The sequence below is a fragment of the Kitasatospora sp. NPDC036993 genome (assembly GCF_055607525.1).
In genome coordinates this window covers 1-14,022 of record NZ_JBVJRP010000036.1, presented here as the reverse complement: position 1 = coordinate 14,022, position 14,022 = coordinate 1, and the positions used below count along the sequence as shown (strand labels likewise).

The following is a 14,022-nucleotide window of genomic DNA, read 5'->3' as shown; positions in this document are numbered from 1 at the left end:
CGCCGGTGCCTGGCTGCCGGCGGTGGGCAGCGCGCCACCGACCTGCACCGGGTTTCCCTTCAGCGTGACCTGAGCCATGAAAAGCCTCCTAGCGGCGGTGTACGGGATGCAACGCCGCTGATCCTACTGCCCGTTCCCGTCCCGTCCCCGCCGCGGGCCGCACCCCCGGGGGACGGCACCCCGGGACGGCTCCGGGGGACGGGCCCGGTCCCGGGGCGGGGCGTGGTCTGCTGTGGCCGGTCCCGGGGCGGGGCGGGTTCTTCCTGTGCCGCCGCTGCACGGCCCGCCGGACCACCCGCGCGCCGGCGGGCCGGTGGGCGCGCGGGGCCGGAGTGTCCGCTCGCCCGTCTGTGGGTCTGTCGTGTCCGTTGTCCGCCGGGGTGTGGTGACGGTGTGTCCGCGGGCGGCCGGAGTCGGGGTCGGGGCGAAGGTGTCGGTGTCGTGGTCGGGGTTGAGGACGTGGTGGGTGCCGTGGCCGGGTCCTTCGGGGCCGGGCCGGTGTGCACGGCGTGGCCGGTGTGGTCGGCCTGGTGGGGGAGTGGCGGCGGGGCGGGGCGGGGTGGGGTGTGGCGTGGGGCCGGGTGCGTGGTCGCGGCTGTGCCCGGGGCCGGTGGTTGTGCCTGTGGGGGTGTGGGGTGCGGTGTCGTCGTCCGTGACGGTGTCGTGGCGGGGTGTCCGGCCGGTGCGGAGCCGTGTTTCGCCCCTGCTGTCCGTGTGGCGGCCGGTATGTGACGCACTGTCATGTGGGTGGGGGTGGTCGGGGGGGTGTCAGGGGTTGTCGGTGTCGGGCAGGGTGAAGGGCGTGCCGGTGAGGTCCTGGGACAGTTCCCACAGCCGGCGTCCTGTCGTCTCGTCGAGGGCGTGTGGTGCGGGGTCGGTGCGGACCGGGTCTCCGCGCAGTTCGCCGATGCCGCCGGGCCCGTACAGCTCTCCGCCTCGTACTCCGGGTGCGGTCGCGGCGTGCAGCTGTGCCAGGGCGCCGCGTTCGGGGGACTGGGCCAGGGGGCGCAGCAGGTGTCCGAAGAGCAGGCGTACCGGGCCGACGGCGCCGGTGTGGGGCAGGGCGGTGGCGGCGTAGCCGGGGTGGGCGAGCAGGCTGCGCAGGGGGTGGCGGGCGGTGGTCAGGCGGCGGTGGAGTTCGAGGGCGAAGAGGGCGTTGGCGAGTTTGGACTGGTTGTAGTGGCCCATCGGGGAGTAGGTGCGGGTGCCGGTGAGGTCGTCGAAGTCGATGTGTGCGCGGCGGTGGTTGGCGGAGGTGACGGTGACGACGCGGGGGTCGCGGCCGTGGGCGAGGAGGGGGGTGAGGCGGGCGGTGAGGGTGAAGTGGCCGAGGTGGTTGACGGCGAACTGGAGTTCGTGGCCGTGGGGGGTGAGGGTGCGCGGGGGTGCCATGACGCCGGCGTTGTTGACCAGGACGTCGGGGTGGGGGCCGTCGGTGTGCAGGCGGTCGGCGAAGGCGTGGACGGAGTCGGGGTCGGCGAGGTCGAGGTGGCGTACGTCCAGGCGGGCGCCGGGATGGGAGCGGGTGAGCAGGGCCGCGGCGTGGTGGCCTTTGGCCTCGTCGCGTACGGCGAGGACGACGCGGGCGCCGCGGCGGGCGAGGGCGGTGGTGGTGGCCAGGCCCAGGCCGCTGGTGGCGCCGGTGACGACGAACACCCGTCCGCTGAGGTCCGGGGCGGGGTCGGGTGTCGGGTGGTGGCGGGTCATGTGGCTCACGCTGCCCTGTGTGTCACCAAGTGTCAAGACTGACGTTTGATGACGTGCGTGGCGTGGGGTCTAGGATGGGCGGCGTGACCTCCCGACCCGCTCTCACCCTGGCCCAGCGCAAACGCCGGCTCGTCGCCGACGAACTCACCCGCGCCGCCCTGGACCTGCTGGCGGACGGCGGGTTCGACACCGTCACGGTCGACGAGATCGCCGCGGCCGCGGGCGTGTCCAAGCGGACGTTCTTCCGCTACTTCGCGTCCAAGGAGGACGTCGTCGTCCAGTTCCTGGCCACCCTGGGCGCCGCCATGCACGAGGAACTCGCCGCCCGCCCGCCCGGCGAGGCACCCTCGACGGCGCTGCGGCACACGGTGTGGGCCTGCGTCCGGGACTGCGCCGGCCACGAGGAACGCGCCCGCAAGGTGGTGCGGCTGATCCTGGCCACACCCGCCCTGCACGCCCGCTTCCTGGAACGCCAGGCCCAGTGGCGCGACCGGCTCGCCGCCGGACTCGCCGCCCGCCTGGACCTGGACGCCGGGCACGAGCTCTACCCGCGACTGGCCGCCGACATGGCCCTGTCGGCCTTCCATACGGTCCTCCAACGCTGGAGCACCGCCGGCCCCGCCGCTGACGCCGCCGGCGCGGACGGCGCGGTGGACATCGCCGCACTGACGGACGGCTGCTTCGCCGTCATCGCCCCGGCCCTGGACGCCGTCGTACGCACCCCCGCCCCGCACACCGGCCCCGCCATCGACTGACGCCGCCGCCTGCGCCGCCGCCTGACACCACCGCCTGACGCCGCGCCGGGCATGCCGGCGCCGGTACCGCATCAGCACCGGCGCCCGGGCAGCCCCGGGCCCGTACGGCCAGTGCGGCCCGTACGGGCCGGGGATGCCGCCGCGCTGCCCCCTGCCGCCCGCCCGCCGCGGGCCCCGGTGCGGGCGCGGGTGTGCCGGGAGGCGTGCGCCCGGGCCGTGCCGGCGGTCACCGCCGGGGCGCGGACGGCATCCGTGGCGGGCCGGTCAGTTGAAGACCAGGACGTCGGTGCGCATCGGCAGCGGGCTGCCCCAGCCGATGTTGATCTTGAAGGTGACGATGCCGTTGCCGGGGGCGATGCTCGACACCTGGAAGGGTGCGGCGCCGGCGAACCGGTTGCCGTTCGAGTCGATCTCGGAGGCCGTGACGACGACCGTCGAGTCGGTCCCGATGACGTTCCAGGGGATCTGGAGGTTGAAGGTCCCGTTGCCCGGGCTCCACGTCCACCAGGCCCGCCACACGGCGCCGAGGTTGCCGCCGATGGCCGCGAGGCCCTCGCCGCGGGTGGTGGGCTGCGAGTTGTCCGCGATCTGCGGCACCCGGGAGGCGGAAGGTTCGACTGCGGTCATGACGGCTCCTCGCGCCGGGAGGGCCCCACGAGCCCTCCGGATACGCCGAGTGTCCGCCGTTGAGCACAGCGTCACAATCACTCGTGCGGGTGAACCCCCGGCGCGCCGCCGCACCACCGCGCCGCCCACCGTCGCTCGCCCGCCGCCGCCCGCTCGCCCGCCGCGTGCCGTGCCGCGCCTGGTCGGTCTGCCCTGGTGCGGGGCCGGGTTCCGGCCGGGGACCCGCGGCGCCCGGGGCGCGGAAGGTCAGAGCGATTCGGCCCAGGAGGCGAAGTGCGTGGACTCGACGTCGAAGCCCGCGGGATCCAGGTCGCCGAGGTCGGAGGAGAACACGGCGCAGTCCGGGTCGTCGGCGCGCAGGAGGAACCCGCGGCCGCCGCTGTCGTCGCCGATGAGGAGGAAACCCGGTGCGTACCGCCCGACTTCGTAGGTGGTGTTGCGTTCGCCGATGCACCCGGCCGGGTAGACGGTCACGCCCGCTGCGGTGAGCAGGCCGTCCCTCACGCTCCACAGGGCCAGCAGCGGGGCCGGGAGGCCGAGCGGGATCCCGGACCGGGCGCGCGCCACGTCGGCCGCCGTGGCCGCCGTCGCGCTCATGCCCGCCTCATCCGGGCGCGCAGCCGCAGGTACCACGTGAGAGCCGCAGTCCCGGCGAGCAGCATGACCACCGAGACCGCCAGGGCGGACCAGTCGATCACGTTGCGGCCGAGGGTGTTCCAGAAACCGATGCTCGACGGCAGGGCGGCGAGCCCGGCGTCCTGGGGGTCGTATACGACGGTGACGGGCCGCTCTCTCCCGAGGTCGTCCGATACGTAGGCCAGCTGTGTTTCGACGGTCCGCCCGTCGGATGCCGTGAAGCGCACCCGGCAGTGGGAGTTGGCGGAGACGGACCCGTCGCCGTTGGCGCCCACCGGCACGCACCGGGTGACGACGGCCCGGACCTGTACACCGCGGCCGTTGAGGACCGATTCCACATGGGTGTCATGCGGGATGAGGTACGCCACCGCCAGGACGAACAGCAGCAGCCCGCACCCGAGCATGGCCGCGGACGCGCGCCCCAGGCCTCGGTGGTAGCCGCGCACGTATGCCGGTACCGCGTCCATGGCGTCCACTCCCTCGGGGCTGTCGTGCCGGTCCGGTGCCGGCCCGGTACCGGGGGGGCGGCCCGGCGAGGTGCCCCCCGGGCGGTCGTTCCCGAAACTGCCGGGCGGGCCGCGGTGGCGCATCGGGGAACGTGCGTGCGGGCTTGATGCTAGCGAGGCGCTCTGACAGCCGGGCTTCCGGACGGGGCCCCGGTTCCGGGCGCGCACTGCGGCGGGCCTGTCCGGGGCGGACTTTCCGGGTGAACCCGCCCCGGCCGCAGGCGGGTTCCGGCACCGGCGGCACCGGCGGCACCGGCGGCACCGGCGGCACCGGCGGCACCGGCGGCACCGGCGGGGAGAGGTGTGCCCCCGGCCGGACGGGGTCCATCCGCCGCGCGGCCGGGCCTGTGCGGGCAGCCGGCCGGGGATCGGACTGGTCTGCGACCAGCGTGTGATGGTCGATCTGCCGTCCCGGCTCCCCGGCGAGCTCGTCGCGGCGGGCGCGGGCCGGCGGATGGTCCTGCACGCCACGCACAGTGTGGTCGACTGGCTGGCCTTCGGCGTCTGGGCGGACGGGCGCCTCATCCGCTCGCTGAGTCTCTCCCCGGGCGGCGGGATCGTCGAGGACATCGGCGATCCGCTTCCCTTCGAAGTCCCCTGCTGGGCCGGGGAACGGCCGGCCGGTGTCATCGCGTGGCCGGGCGAGGACGTCAGGCCCTACCCGCTGCCCTTCCACCCGCCGGCCATGGGTGAGGAAGCGCTGCGCGCGCTCTGCGGGTTCGTCATGGAGGGCCGCCCGGCGCCCGGTGACGTCGATGCTTACGCCATCGCGCTCCACGGGGCTTCCTCGTACGGGACCGGACGCTCCCGGTCCCGCGGTGACGGAGGCGGCCACGGGGCCGCCGCGCAGCTGCGTGCCGGGTCCCGGCGGCACGTTGACCGGGCGGGATGCCGTGTAGCCGCGGGCGCCACCCCGGCGGTGCCCAAGGACTGCGCGTCGGTCCCGCCGGATCCGGCGGGAAGCCCGTCCGGCCCGATACCCGGCTCTCCCGCACCAAAGGGGGCGGTCCACCTCGGGCTTCGCGCGTTCGGTCACACCGGCGGCCGGGCCGAGGAGCCTCCGGGCGCCGGCCGCAGTGTCACGTCCCGCTACGGGGTCCGGCAGTGGCCGCTCGGACCGGCCCTGCCGGCCGGCGGCGTGAGGCGGGGCCAGGGGTGGCCGGCCAGGTCGCAGGCCGCCGCCCGCAGGAGCTCCAGCACGGTACAGCCCGGATAGTCCGGGAAGCTCGTGTAGTCGAAACGGTGGTAGCAGCTCCAGTAGCTGACCACCCGCCTCTGGGTGCGGGCGAAGAAGGAGGGATCGTCCACGATGAACCGGCCGTAGGCGGCACGCAGAGCGGTGCCCGGCGTATCGAGGTCGCCGAGTGCCTTCCGGATGACCACCAGGATCTCCACGACGTACTCGCCGGCCAGCTGCACGACGTACGGGACGACCCAGGGCTGCGCGGAGCCGACGATGCCTTCCGGGTGACGCCGGCGGATCCTCCCGTCATGGTGCCTGGTGTACAGGCAGTGCAGGATCGTCAGCTGTCGTGGCGAGAGGGATTCCAGCGCGTCGGCCGACGGTTCGTCGTTGTACGAGCGAGTGGGGATCGCGAGGAGCCGGCCCTGCACGTCGACCGAGAACGGGGCCGCAGGCTTCAGCCGCGATGCCCCCATGGCCGCCAGGACCACCCGGACATCGTCCGCGAGCGGGCCGGGGAACGCCATGGCCAGGTGGTCACTGTCGTCGGGAGGCCGGGGCACGGCTCTGAGCCCATGCCTGTGACGCGGCGCGGTTCAGAGGCAGGCATGCCCGTGGAGGCACTCGCCGCCGGACGGCCGCCCGCAGTGCCGGGCGGGAGCCCGCGGCGCCCGGAGCGGCCCGGGGCCGCCTCCCGCTCCCCGCGGACGCGAACCCGGCCCCCCGCCGCGGCGAGGGCCGCGGACTGCGGCGCGGGACGGCCCGCCCGGGCCCCGGCGACAGGACGGCGGCAGACAGGCGAGCGGGCGGCGGGGGTTCACCGGGGCGGGGCGTAGCCGCGGGCGCGCACGACGTCGTGGGTGAGGTCGGCGAAGGCGTGGGCGGCGGCGCTGCGGTAGGCGTCGGTGCGGTGCAGGAGGACGGCGGTACGGGTGGGCAGGGGAGGATCGAGGGGGACGGGGGCCAGATGGGGGTGGTCGTCGGTGATCGGCTCGGGCAGGACGGTGACCAGAGCGGTACGCCGGACGATCTCGGTCAGGGCCTGGATGGAGTCGGCCTCCACCGTGATACGCGGCGCGGCCCGGTACCGGGCGAAGTAGGCGTCGATGTGGCCACGGGTGGCGAAGCCCCCTGTCAGCAGGGCGAGTTGCTCGCCCTCCAGAGCACGGACCGGCAGCGGCCCGGGCATCTCCCGGGCACGCGCGGCGGCGGTGACGAGGCTGAGGGACTCGGTGAACAGCGCGGTTGCCGTCACACCGGGCGGGTGGGGGCCGGCGAACGCGATGCCGAGATCGAGGCCGTCGGCGAGCAGAGCCGCCTCCAGACGGTCCTGCGGCATCTCGGCCACCGTGACGCTCACCCCCGGGTGACGGGCGTGGAACCCGGCGGTGAGCGGGCCGACCAGATAGGCGGTGAACGTCGGCGTCACCCCCAGGCGCAGGTGACCACGGGAGAGGTCCTGCACATCGTGGACCGCACGCTCACCGGCGGCCAGGTCACGCAGCGCACGCCGCGCATGCCCCGTGTAGACCGCGCCGGCATCGGTGAGCCGCACGCTGCGCCCGGTACGGTCCAGCAGCTGCACGCCCAGGGCCCTCTCCAGCTGCCGGACCTGCTGGGAGAGCGTGGGCTGCGAGACGTGCAGCTCCTCGGCGGCGCGGGTGAAGCTGCCGTGCTCGGCCACGGCGAGCAGATAACGCAGGTGACGCAGTTCCGGAGAGGCCATCCACCCACTATAGACAACACTAATGGCATGCATCCCCGACAACTCTTGGACACTATAGAACCAGGTCATGCATGGTGGATCTCACCGGCCCACGGGGCCGGCCACCACCCGAAGGGGAGTGACCATGCAGGACCTCACCGACGGCGTCGCCCGTTTCCAGCGGGACGTCTTCCCGGCCAAGGCGGACCTCTTCGCCCGCCTCGCCACCCACCACACCCCCGGCACCCTGTTCATCGGCTGCTCGGACGCCCGCGTCGTCCCCGAACTGATCACCGGCACCGAACCCGGCGACCTGTTCGTCATCCGCACCGCCGGCAACCTCGTCCCCGCCCACAGCCCCGAGCCCGACGCCATCGCCGCGTCCGTCGAGTACGCCGTCACCGCCCTGAACGTCAAGGACGTCATCGTCTGCGGCCACTCCGCCTGCGGCGCCATGACCGCCCTCGCCCACGGCCACGACCTCACCGACGCCCCCGCCGTCGCCTCCTGGCTGCGCCACGCGGACGCCTCCGTGGCCCGCACCGCCGCCGGCGGCGACGTCCCGGCCCTGGTGCGCCACAACGTCGCGGCCCAGCTGGCGAACCTGGCCACCCACCCCTCGGTCGCCCGCGCCCTCGGACAGGGCCGGCTCGCCCTGCACGGCTGGGTCTACGACATCCCCACCGGCCGCGTCGAGGACGTCACCGCCGGCCGCGCCACCGACCTGACCGCCGGCACCGCCCTCGCGGCCTGACCCCCGCCCCCCGCAGCCACTCCATCCCGCCCCGCCCCGCCCCGTCCCACTCCCGGGCCGCCCCGCTTCCCCCTTTTCCGCGGAGCGGCCACCCCATCGCCGAAAGGACACAACCGATCATGGTGCAGGCACAGTTCAACCGGAGCGCCCGCGAGGCCCTGGCCGACAGGGCCGTCGAGGCCAAGACCCGCAAGAACCTCTCCTGGAAGCAGATCGCCGAGGCCTCCGGCCTCTCCGTCGCGTTCACCACCGCCGCCGTCCTCGGCCAGCACCCGCTGCCGGAGGAGTCCGCCAAGGCCGTCGCCGCACTCCTGGGCCTCGACGACGACGCGGCGCTGCTGCTGCAGACCATCCCGCTGCGCGGCTCGATGCCCGACCGCATCCCGACCGACCCGACGATGTACCGCTTCTACGAGATGCTCCAGGTCTACGGCACCACCCTCAAGGCCCTGGTCCACGAGGAGTTCGGCGACGGCATCATCTCCGCCATCAACTTCAGGCTCGACGTCAGGAAGGTCGCCGACCCCGACGGCGGCGAGCGCGCCGTCATCACCCTCGACGGCAAGTACCTGCCCACCAAGCCGTTCTGACACGTCATCACCTGACGGGGGGCGGGCCCGGGACGACCCGCCCGCCCCCCCGCTTCCCCCGCCCCCGTCCCCGCCCCGTCCCGTCCCTCTTCCTCCAAGGCCCCCTCATGGACTTCGCCCAGCGCGCCGTCGACATCGCCCGCCGCAACGTCGCCGAGGGCGGGCGCCCGTTCGCCACCGTCATCGTCAAGGACGGCAGGATCCTCGCGGAGAGCCCCAACAGGGTCGCCCGGACCGGCGACCCCACCGCCCACGCCGAGATCCTCGCCATCCGCGACGCCTGCACCGGGCTCGGCACCGAGCACCTCACCGGCACCACCGTCTACGTCCTCGCCCACCCCTGCCCCATGTGCCTGGGCGCCCTCTACTGCTGCTCCCCGGACGAGGTCGTCTTCCTCGCCGCCCGCGACGCCTACGAACCGCACCACGTCGACGACCGCAGGTACTTCGAACTCGACACCTTCTACGGCGAGTTCGCCAAGCCCTGGCAGGAACGCCGGATGCCGATGCGCCACGAGGAACACGACGCCGCCGTCGGGGTCCACCGCCTCTGGCGGGAACGCAACGGCGGCGAACGCCGCGTCGCCGGCGCCCCCACCGCCGCCTGACCCGAGGACCGCGGGCACCTGCCGGGCGCGGCCCCGCGGTTCACCACCCCTGGGCGAAGGGCCGGGACGGCCTCGATTCCGGCCCCGTCGTCGGGTCTCGTCGTCGGGTCTCGTCGTCGGGTCCCGTCGTCCGGCCCCGCCTGGTAGGCAAGTCCCGGCTTGCCTATGGTGGGGAGGTGGCCGACGATGGGGTGTGGAAGGCGCTGGCGGACCCCACCCGCCGGCTGATCCTGGACGAGCTGGCCGGGCGTGGCGGCCAGTCGCTGTTCGAGATCTGCGTGCGGCTGACCACCCGGCACGCGCTCGGCCTCTCCCGGCAGGCGGTCAGCCAGCACCTGGCGGTGCTGGAGGCGGCCGGCCTGGTACGGGTGCGGCGCGAGGGCCGCTACAAGTTCCACGACCTGGACACCGAACCGCTTGAGCGCATCACCGCCCGCTGGCTCAGGCCCGAACCACCCGAGGACGCCCCGTGAGGATCAATCTGGCCAGTGTCTTCGTCGACGACCAGGACAAGGCCCTGCGCTTCTACACCGACGTGCTGGGATTCGTGAAGAAGACCGAGGTACCGCTCGGCGGCCACAGCTGGCTGACCGTGGTCTCACCAGACCAGCCCGACGGCACCGAACTGGTCCTGGAGCCCGACCGGCACCCCGCCGCCAAGGCCTACGTCGCGGCGCTGGCCGCCGACGGCATCCCCGCCACCTCCTTCGCCGTGGACGACGTGCACGCCGAGTACGAGCGGCTGCGCGCCCTGGGCGTGCGCTTCACCCAGGCACCGCTCGCGCTGGGGCCGGTGACCACCGCCGTCCTGGACGACACCTGCGGCAACCTCATCCAGATCGCCCAGTACCACTGACCCCCGGCCCCCGGCCCCCGGCTCCGCCGGGCGTCCGGGCGGGGAGGGGCGGCGGGGCCGCCTTGACACCCAAGGTCGTATCCAGAATATTAGATACGTCCCGACGGGCCGGACGGCGGAAGGAGAGTGCGCGCGGTGGACCCGCTGGCCGTGCACAAGGCGCTCGCCAACCCGGCGCGCGCGGACTTCCTGCGCTGGCTCAAGTCGCCCGAGCTCTACTTCGACGAGCCCTACTACCGCGAGCGCGGCGTCGGCTTCCACATCGGCGTGTGCGTCACCGACATCCGCGAACGCTCCGGGCTGGCCCAGTCGGTGGTCTCCGGCTACCTCCAGATCCTGCGCGAGGCGGGACTGCTGGTGTCCGAGCGCGTCGGCAAGTGGACCTTCTACCGGCGCAACGAGGAGACCATCGCCGCCTTCGCCGCGTACGCACGCGACGAACTCTGACCCCCTCCACGCACCACCCCTGCCCTGCGGGGGCGCCCGGTCGGCGCCCCCTTTTTCTTCCCCCTAACGCATCCAACTATCTAGATTTGTGTATCCACTGGAGGTCGTCCGTGCCCCGCACCGCCCCCGCCCGCAACGCCCTGGCCGTACCGGTCCTGGCCCTGGGCGTGTTCGGCATCATCACCACCGAGATGGGCGTCGTCGGCGTCCTGCCCTCCCTGGCCGAACGCCTCGACGTCAGCACCGGCACCGCCGGAACCCTGGTGGGCGCCTTCGCCCTCACCGTCGCCGCCACCGGCCCCGCCGGCGTCCTGCTCGCCTCCCGGCTGCGCCGAAAGACCGTCCTGGCCACGGCACTTGCCGTCTTCGCCGTCGCCAACGCCGTCTACGCGCTCAGCGACTCCTTCCCGCTGGTCCTCGCCTTCCGGATCCTGCCCGCGCTGTTTCACCCCGTCTTCTTCGCCCTCGCCCTCACCGCCGCCACCCGCCTGGCCCCGCCCGGCCGGGAAGCCCGCGCCGCCACCACCGTCTTCGCCGGCGTCAGCGCCGGCTTCGCGTTCGGCGTCCCGCTCACCTCCTACGTCGCCGACCACCTCACGGTCCCCGCCGCGTTCTGGACCGCCGCCGCCGTCAACCTCGCCGCCTGCGCCGGCCTCCTCGCCTTCTTCCCCGACCTGCCCGAGACCGGCCGGCCCACCTACGCCGGACAGCTCGGCATCCTGCGCCAGGGCCGGCTGTGGCTGGCCGTGGCCGCCGTCACCCTCCTGTTCGCCGCCATGTTCAGCGGCTACGGCTACATCGCCGAGTACCTGGAGAACGTCACCGGCCTCGACGCCTCCCTCACCGGCCCCGCCCTGATGGCCTTCGGCGTCGTCATGACCGCCGGCAACCTCGTCTTCGGCCGCCTGCTGGAACGCGGCCTGGTACGCACCGTCACCGCCTACCCGGTCCTCTACCTCGCCCTCTACCTCCTCCTCGACGCCGTCGGCCCCCACACCGCCCCCATGCTCGCCGCCGTCCTCGTGTGGGGCGCCGTCCACTCCGGCGGCCTGGCCGTCGCCCAGGCCTGGCTCGCCCGCGACGCCACCGACGCCCCCGAGTTCGGCAACAGCCTCTTCATCTCCTTCTCCAACCTCGGCATCACCCTCGGCACCACCCTCGGCGGCGCCGTCGTCACCACCGCGGGCCCCCGCCACCTGCCCCTGGCCGGCGCCGCCCTCGCCGCGGCCGCCCTGGCCGCCGTCCTCCTGCGCCGCCGCCTGCCCCGGCCCGGCCGGGCGGACCAGGCGGACCAGGCGGGGCAGGCGGGCCAGGCCCAGTCCGCACCCGCTCCCTGACCCCTGCCGGCAGGCCCCGCCCCGCCGGGGTACGGGCGCGGGCCTTCGCCGAAGGCCCGCGCCCGTACCCCGCGAACGGCCCACGACCCCCTGCCGCCACGGCGGCCTCGGCTACCGTGGACCGCAAGACGGCCCGGACAGCCGGGCAGCCGGGCAGCCGGACAGCCGGACAGCCGGGCGTCCGGGCGGGTGTTCGGGCGGGTGTCCGGGCGGGCATGGAGGCAGCGCGATGAGGGTCGTGTTCGTGCACGGGGCGTGTGTCCGGGACGGATCGTGGTGGTGGCACCGCACCGCCGGGCTGCTGCGCCAGCGCGGCGTCCACAGCACGGCCCCGGCACTGCCGAGCTGCGGCGAGACGGGCCCGCCCGCGGGCACCGGCGGTCCGGGACTGCCCGAGGACGTCGCCGCGGTGCGCCGGGTACTGCTGGACGGCGACGAACCCACCGTCGTGGTCGCCCACAGCTACGGCAGCATCGTCACCGCGCAAGCCGCCGCAGGAATCGGGCCGGTCCGCCACCTGCTGCTGATCGCCGGCTACCTGCCCGAGGCCGGACAGAGCCTGGCGGACTTCGGCGACGGCCGCCCGGCCCCGTTCCTCGACACCGACCCCGATACCGGAACCTTCACCGTTCGCCCCGAACTGCTCACCGACACCTTCCTGCAGGACTGCGACCCGCACATCCGGACACAGGCCGCCGGCCACCTCGCCCGCCAGAGCACGCAGGTGACCCGCCAGAGCGTCGGGGCCGCCGCCTGGCACCAGGTGCCCACGACCTACCTCGTCTGCGCCCGGGACCGGGGCACCGCACCGCACCTCCAGCGCGCGTACGCCCGCCAGGCCGGCCACACCGTCGAACTCGACACCGGCCACCATCCCTTCCTGTCCCGGCCCGCCGAGGTCCGGGACCTGCTGCTGAGCCTGTGACCGCGGCGGCACCGGGCCGCAGGCCGGAGCGGGCCCGCGACCCGGCCGCCGACCCGGCCGGGAATCGACCGCAGGCCGGCCGCGACGCCCTCGAAGCCCCCGGACCACCAGGCCGTCACCGACCGCCACAGGCGCCCGCCGCCCCCGGCCGCGAACAGACGCCCCGCCGTCACTCCCGGTCACGGCAGCGCCGCATTCACGCACGTGCCCCGAGACCGTCGCGGGCCCACGGACCAACCGGCCGTTGCCGACACCGGGCGGACACACCCCGCCGACCACCCGGCAGCACGCGACCGGACCCGCGGGGACCGCCACCACGCCCACGAGCACCCGCGCCGCCCCACGGCCGTCCTCCGCCGCAGGCGCCACGCTGTTGCGACCGGGCACGAAGCCGTACGCCGCGGGGAACGACCCCGTCAGCTCCCCGGCCGCCACTGCGCGACCCCGCCGGAAGGCGCCGTTGCGTGGGAAGTCGGCCGGGCTGAGAAGCCGTTGTCGTAGCGAACTTGATCGGCGGGTTTTCGCAGGTCAGGCATGTTGCCGGCGTGGCGAGGCATGCTCGGGCCGTTGGGTTGTCTCGTTGGTGGAGGTGCCGGGACGGCGTCGGTGGTGGGTCTCCTGGAGGAGCTTCGGGAGGTGGCCGCGCGTGAGCGGGAGGAGCTTCGGGAGGTGGCGGACCGGGTACTCGCTGAGCTCGCCGAAGCGGAGACGGCCTGGCACGAGTGGCTGATCGCCCGGCAGCGCGTCGGCGAGGTTCGGTCCGGGCCGCGGCCCGGACAGGCAGGTGAAGCCGGCCCGGGAGCCGGTGAGTCGTCCGGGTCGGAGCCCGCGACGAACGCGCCCGCCGAGGTTCTCCTACCGAGGGCCGCGCGATCGGGCTCGATCGTCCCGGTGCGGCGTCCCGCGCTTTCCATGGACGCGCTCGCTCCCCACTGCCAGCGCATCCTCGCTAGGCTCACCGAACAAGCATCCGGCGGGAATCCAGTGACGTCCTGTCAGGAGACCACTGCCGTACTGGGACCGGAGCCGGTTCCGGCACGTGTGGAAGGAGTTCGGTCGAAGATGAAGCGGCCGGCCGACCGGGACTGGGCCGACGAGCCCACCCAGGGACGGTTCACGCTCGCCGCCGGGCCGGGCGGCGGCTCATGAGCATCGTCATCGACCACAGCACCCTCTGCTCATGCACGGCGGGCAGCGTCTCGTAGTCGCGCACCGGGCGCCGCGAGCGCATCAGCCGGCTCAGCGTGCGTTCCACCACCCCCCGCCCCACCCACCCCCCCGACCCGGGCTGGGGGTGGGTCAGGTGGTGGGGCTGGTCTGGGTGGTGGTGGCGGCGTTGCCGTGGGTGGCGGCCCAGGTGCCGAGGGTGGCGAGGGGGGGTGAGCA

General features: G+C 74.4%; 16 protein-coding genes and 1 pseudogene. 10 read left to right on the top strand and 7 right to left on the bottom strand.

All coding sequences use genetic code 11. The features are described 5' to 3' along the window. Positions 1-768: 768 nt before the first annotated feature. On the bottom strand, positions 769-1,707 hold the full coding sequence (locus ACZ7C5_RS37635; RefSeq protein ID WP_401090374.1) for an oxidoreductase: 939 nt from the start codon (positions 1,705-1,707) through the stop codon (positions 769-771). Between the two features lie 74 nt (positions 1,708-1,781). Between ACZ7C5_RS37635 and ACZ7C5_RS37630 the strand changes: the two genes are divergently transcribed. After that, positions 1,782-2,462, top strand: coding sequence for a TetR family transcriptional regulator (locus ACZ7C5_RS37630; protein ID WP_401090376.1), 681 nt, complete (start codon positions 1,782-1,784; stop codon positions 2,460-2,462). A gap of 264 nt (positions 2,463-2,726) precedes the next feature. Here ACZ7C5_RS37630 and ACZ7C5_RS37625 read toward each other — a convergent pair whose 3' ends face one another. From ACZ7C5_RS37625 to ACZ7C5_RS37615, 3 genes are all read right to left on the bottom strand, one after another. Continuing rightward, complete coding sequence (locus tag ACZ7C5_RS37625; protein ID WP_401090378.1) at positions 2,727-3,089, bottom strand: hypothetical protein; 363 nt, start codon at positions 3,087-3,089, stop codon at positions 2,727-2,729. 246 nt (positions 3,090-3,335) lie between these two features. Beyond that, complete coding sequence (locus tag ACZ7C5_RS37620; RefSeq protein ID WP_188300749.1) at positions 3,336-3,686, bottom strand: hypothetical protein; 351 nt, start codon at positions 3,684-3,686, stop codon at positions 3,336-3,338. Then, positions 3,683-4,192, bottom strand: a complete 510-nt coding sequence (locus ACZ7C5_RS37615) for a DUF3592 domain-containing protein (protein WP_401090380.1) — start codon at positions 4,190-4,192, stop codon at positions 3,683-3,685. Before ACZ7C5_RS37615 ends, ACZ7C5_RS37620 begins: the two co-directional genes overlap by 4 nt. Positions 4,193-4,532: 340 nt before the next feature. Between ACZ7C5_RS37615 and ACZ7C5_RS37610 the strand changes: the two are divergent. Continuing rightward, positions 4,533-4,952, top strand: a pseudogene (locus ACZ7C5_RS37610) (DUF6928 family protein); the annotation flags it as partial. 368 nt (positions 4,953-5,320) lie between these two features. On the opposite strand, the gene ACZ7C5_RS37605 reads toward ACZ7C5_RS37610, so the two are convergent. Together ACZ7C5_RS37605 and cynR are read right to left on the bottom strand one after the other, a co-directional pair. Continuing rightward, entirely contained in the window at positions 5,321-5,977 is a 657-nt protein-coding gene (locus ACZ7C5_RS37605; RefSeq protein WP_470324426.1) for a hypothetical protein, read from the bottom strand. A 254-nt stretch (positions 5,978-6,231) separates the two neighbouring features. Continuing rightward, positions 6,232-7,140, bottom strand: coding sequence for a transcriptional regulator CynR (cynR, locus tag ACZ7C5_RS37600; protein ID WP_470324425.1), 909 nt, complete (start codon positions 7,138-7,140; stop codon positions 6,232-6,234). 124 nt (positions 7,141-7,264) lie between these two features. Here cynR and ACZ7C5_RS37595 point away from each other — a divergent pair, with 124 nt between their 5' ends. From ACZ7C5_RS37595 to ACZ7C5_RS37560, 8 genes are all read left to right on the top strand, one after another. Then, positions 7,265-7,873: a carbonic anhydrase gene (locus tag ACZ7C5_RS37595; protein ID WP_401090388.1), complete on the top strand. Its 609-nt coding sequence runs from the start codon at positions 7,265-7,267 to the stop codon at positions 7,871-7,873. Positions 7,874-7,992: 119 nt separating this feature from the next. After that, a complete protein-coding gene (cynS, locus tag ACZ7C5_RS37590) occupies positions 7,993-8,463 on the top strand; it encodes a cyanase (protein ID WP_188294827.1) in 471 nt (156 codons plus the stop codon). A gap of 107 nt (positions 8,464-8,570) precedes the next feature. Then, positions 8,571-9,071 carry a nucleoside deaminase gene (locus tag ACZ7C5_RS37585; protein WP_470324424.1) on the top strand — a complete coding sequence of 167 codons (501 nt, stop codon included), beginning with the start codon at positions 8,571-8,573 and terminating at the stop codon, positions 9,069-9,071. Between the two features lie 176 nt (positions 9,072-9,247). After that, on the top strand, positions 9,248-9,544 hold the full coding sequence (locus ACZ7C5_RS37580) for an ArsR/SmtB family transcription factor (RefSeq protein WP_401090394.1): 297 nt from the start codon (positions 9,248-9,250) through the stop codon (positions 9,542-9,544). Then, positions 9,541-9,927 (top strand): VOC family protein, encoded by a 387-nt coding sequence (locus ACZ7C5_RS37575; RefSeq protein WP_188294824.1) that lies wholly within the window; start codon positions 9,541-9,543, stop codon positions 9,925-9,927. Before ACZ7C5_RS37580 ends, ACZ7C5_RS37575 begins: the two co-directional genes overlap by 4 nt. A 135-nt stretch (positions 9,928-10,062) precedes the next feature. Beyond that, positions 10,063-10,374, top strand: coding sequence for an ArsR/SmtB family transcription factor (locus ACZ7C5_RS37570; RefSeq protein ID WP_401090398.1), 312 nt, complete (start codon positions 10,063-10,065; stop codon positions 10,372-10,374). A gap of 110 nt (positions 10,375-10,484) precedes the next feature. Further along, on the top strand, positions 10,485-11,711 hold the full coding sequence (locus tag ACZ7C5_RS37565) for an MFS transporter (protein ID WP_401090400.1): 1,227 nt from the start codon (positions 10,485-10,487) through the stop codon (positions 11,709-11,711). Between the two features lie 229 nt (positions 11,712-11,940). Next, positions 11,941-12,636, top strand: a complete 696-nt coding sequence (locus ACZ7C5_RS37560) for an alpha/beta hydrolase (RefSeq protein ID WP_470324423.1) — start codon at positions 11,941-11,943, stop codon at positions 12,634-12,636. A 1,114-nt stretch (positions 12,637-13,750) separates the two neighbouring features. Here ACZ7C5_RS37560 and ACZ7C5_RS37555 read toward each other — a convergent pair. Next, positions 13,751-13,891 carry a hypothetical protein gene (locus ACZ7C5_RS37555; protein ID WP_401090404.1) on the bottom strand — a complete coding sequence of 47 codons (141 nt, stop codon included), beginning with the start codon at positions 13,889-13,891 and terminating at the stop codon, positions 13,751-13,753. Positions 13,892-14,022 lie beyond the last annotated feature (131 nt).

Bases quoted from the DNA above. Each gene is read 5' to 3' on its own strand.
- ACZ7C5_RS37560 (WP_470324423.1), top strand. From the start codon at position 11,941: ATGAGGGTCGTGTTCGTGCACGGGGCGTGTGTCCGGGACGGATCGTGG.
- ACZ7C5_RS37625 (WP_401090378.1), bottom strand. From the start codon at position 3,089: ATGACCGCAGTCGAACCTTCCGCCTCCCGGGTGCCGCAGATCGCGGAC.
- ACZ7C5_RS37630 (WP_401090376.1), top strand. From the start codon at position 1,782: ATGGGCGGCGTGACCTCCCGACCCGCTCTCACCCTGGCCCAGCGCAAA.
- ACZ7C5_RS37615 (WP_401090380.1), bottom strand. From the start codon at position 4,192: ATGGACGCGGTACCGGCATACGTGCGCGGCTACCACCGAGGCCTGGGG.
- ACZ7C5_RS37635 (WP_401090374.1), bottom strand. From the start codon at position 1,707: ATGACCCGCCACCACCCGACACCCGACCCCGCCCCGGACCTCAGCGGA.
- ACZ7C5_RS37620 (WP_188300749.1), bottom strand. From the start codon at position 3,686: ATGAGCGCGACGGCGGCCACGGCGGCCGACGTGGCGCGCGCCCGGTCC.
- cynS (WP_188294827.1), top strand. From the start codon at position 7,993: ATGGTGCAGGCACAGTTCAACCGGAGCGCCCGCGAGGCCCTGGCCGAC.
- cynR (WP_470324425.1), bottom strand. From the start codon at position 7,140: ATGGCCTCTCCGGAACTGCGTCACCTGCGTTATCTGCTCGCCGTGGCC.
- ACZ7C5_RS37595 (WP_401090388.1), top strand. From the start codon at position 7,265: ATGCAGGACCTCACCGACGGCGTCGCCCGTTTCCAGCGGGACGTCTTC.
- ACZ7C5_RS37585 (WP_470324424.1), top strand. From the start codon at position 8,571: ATGGACTTCGCCCAGCGCGCCGTCGACATCGCCCGCCGCAACGTCGCC.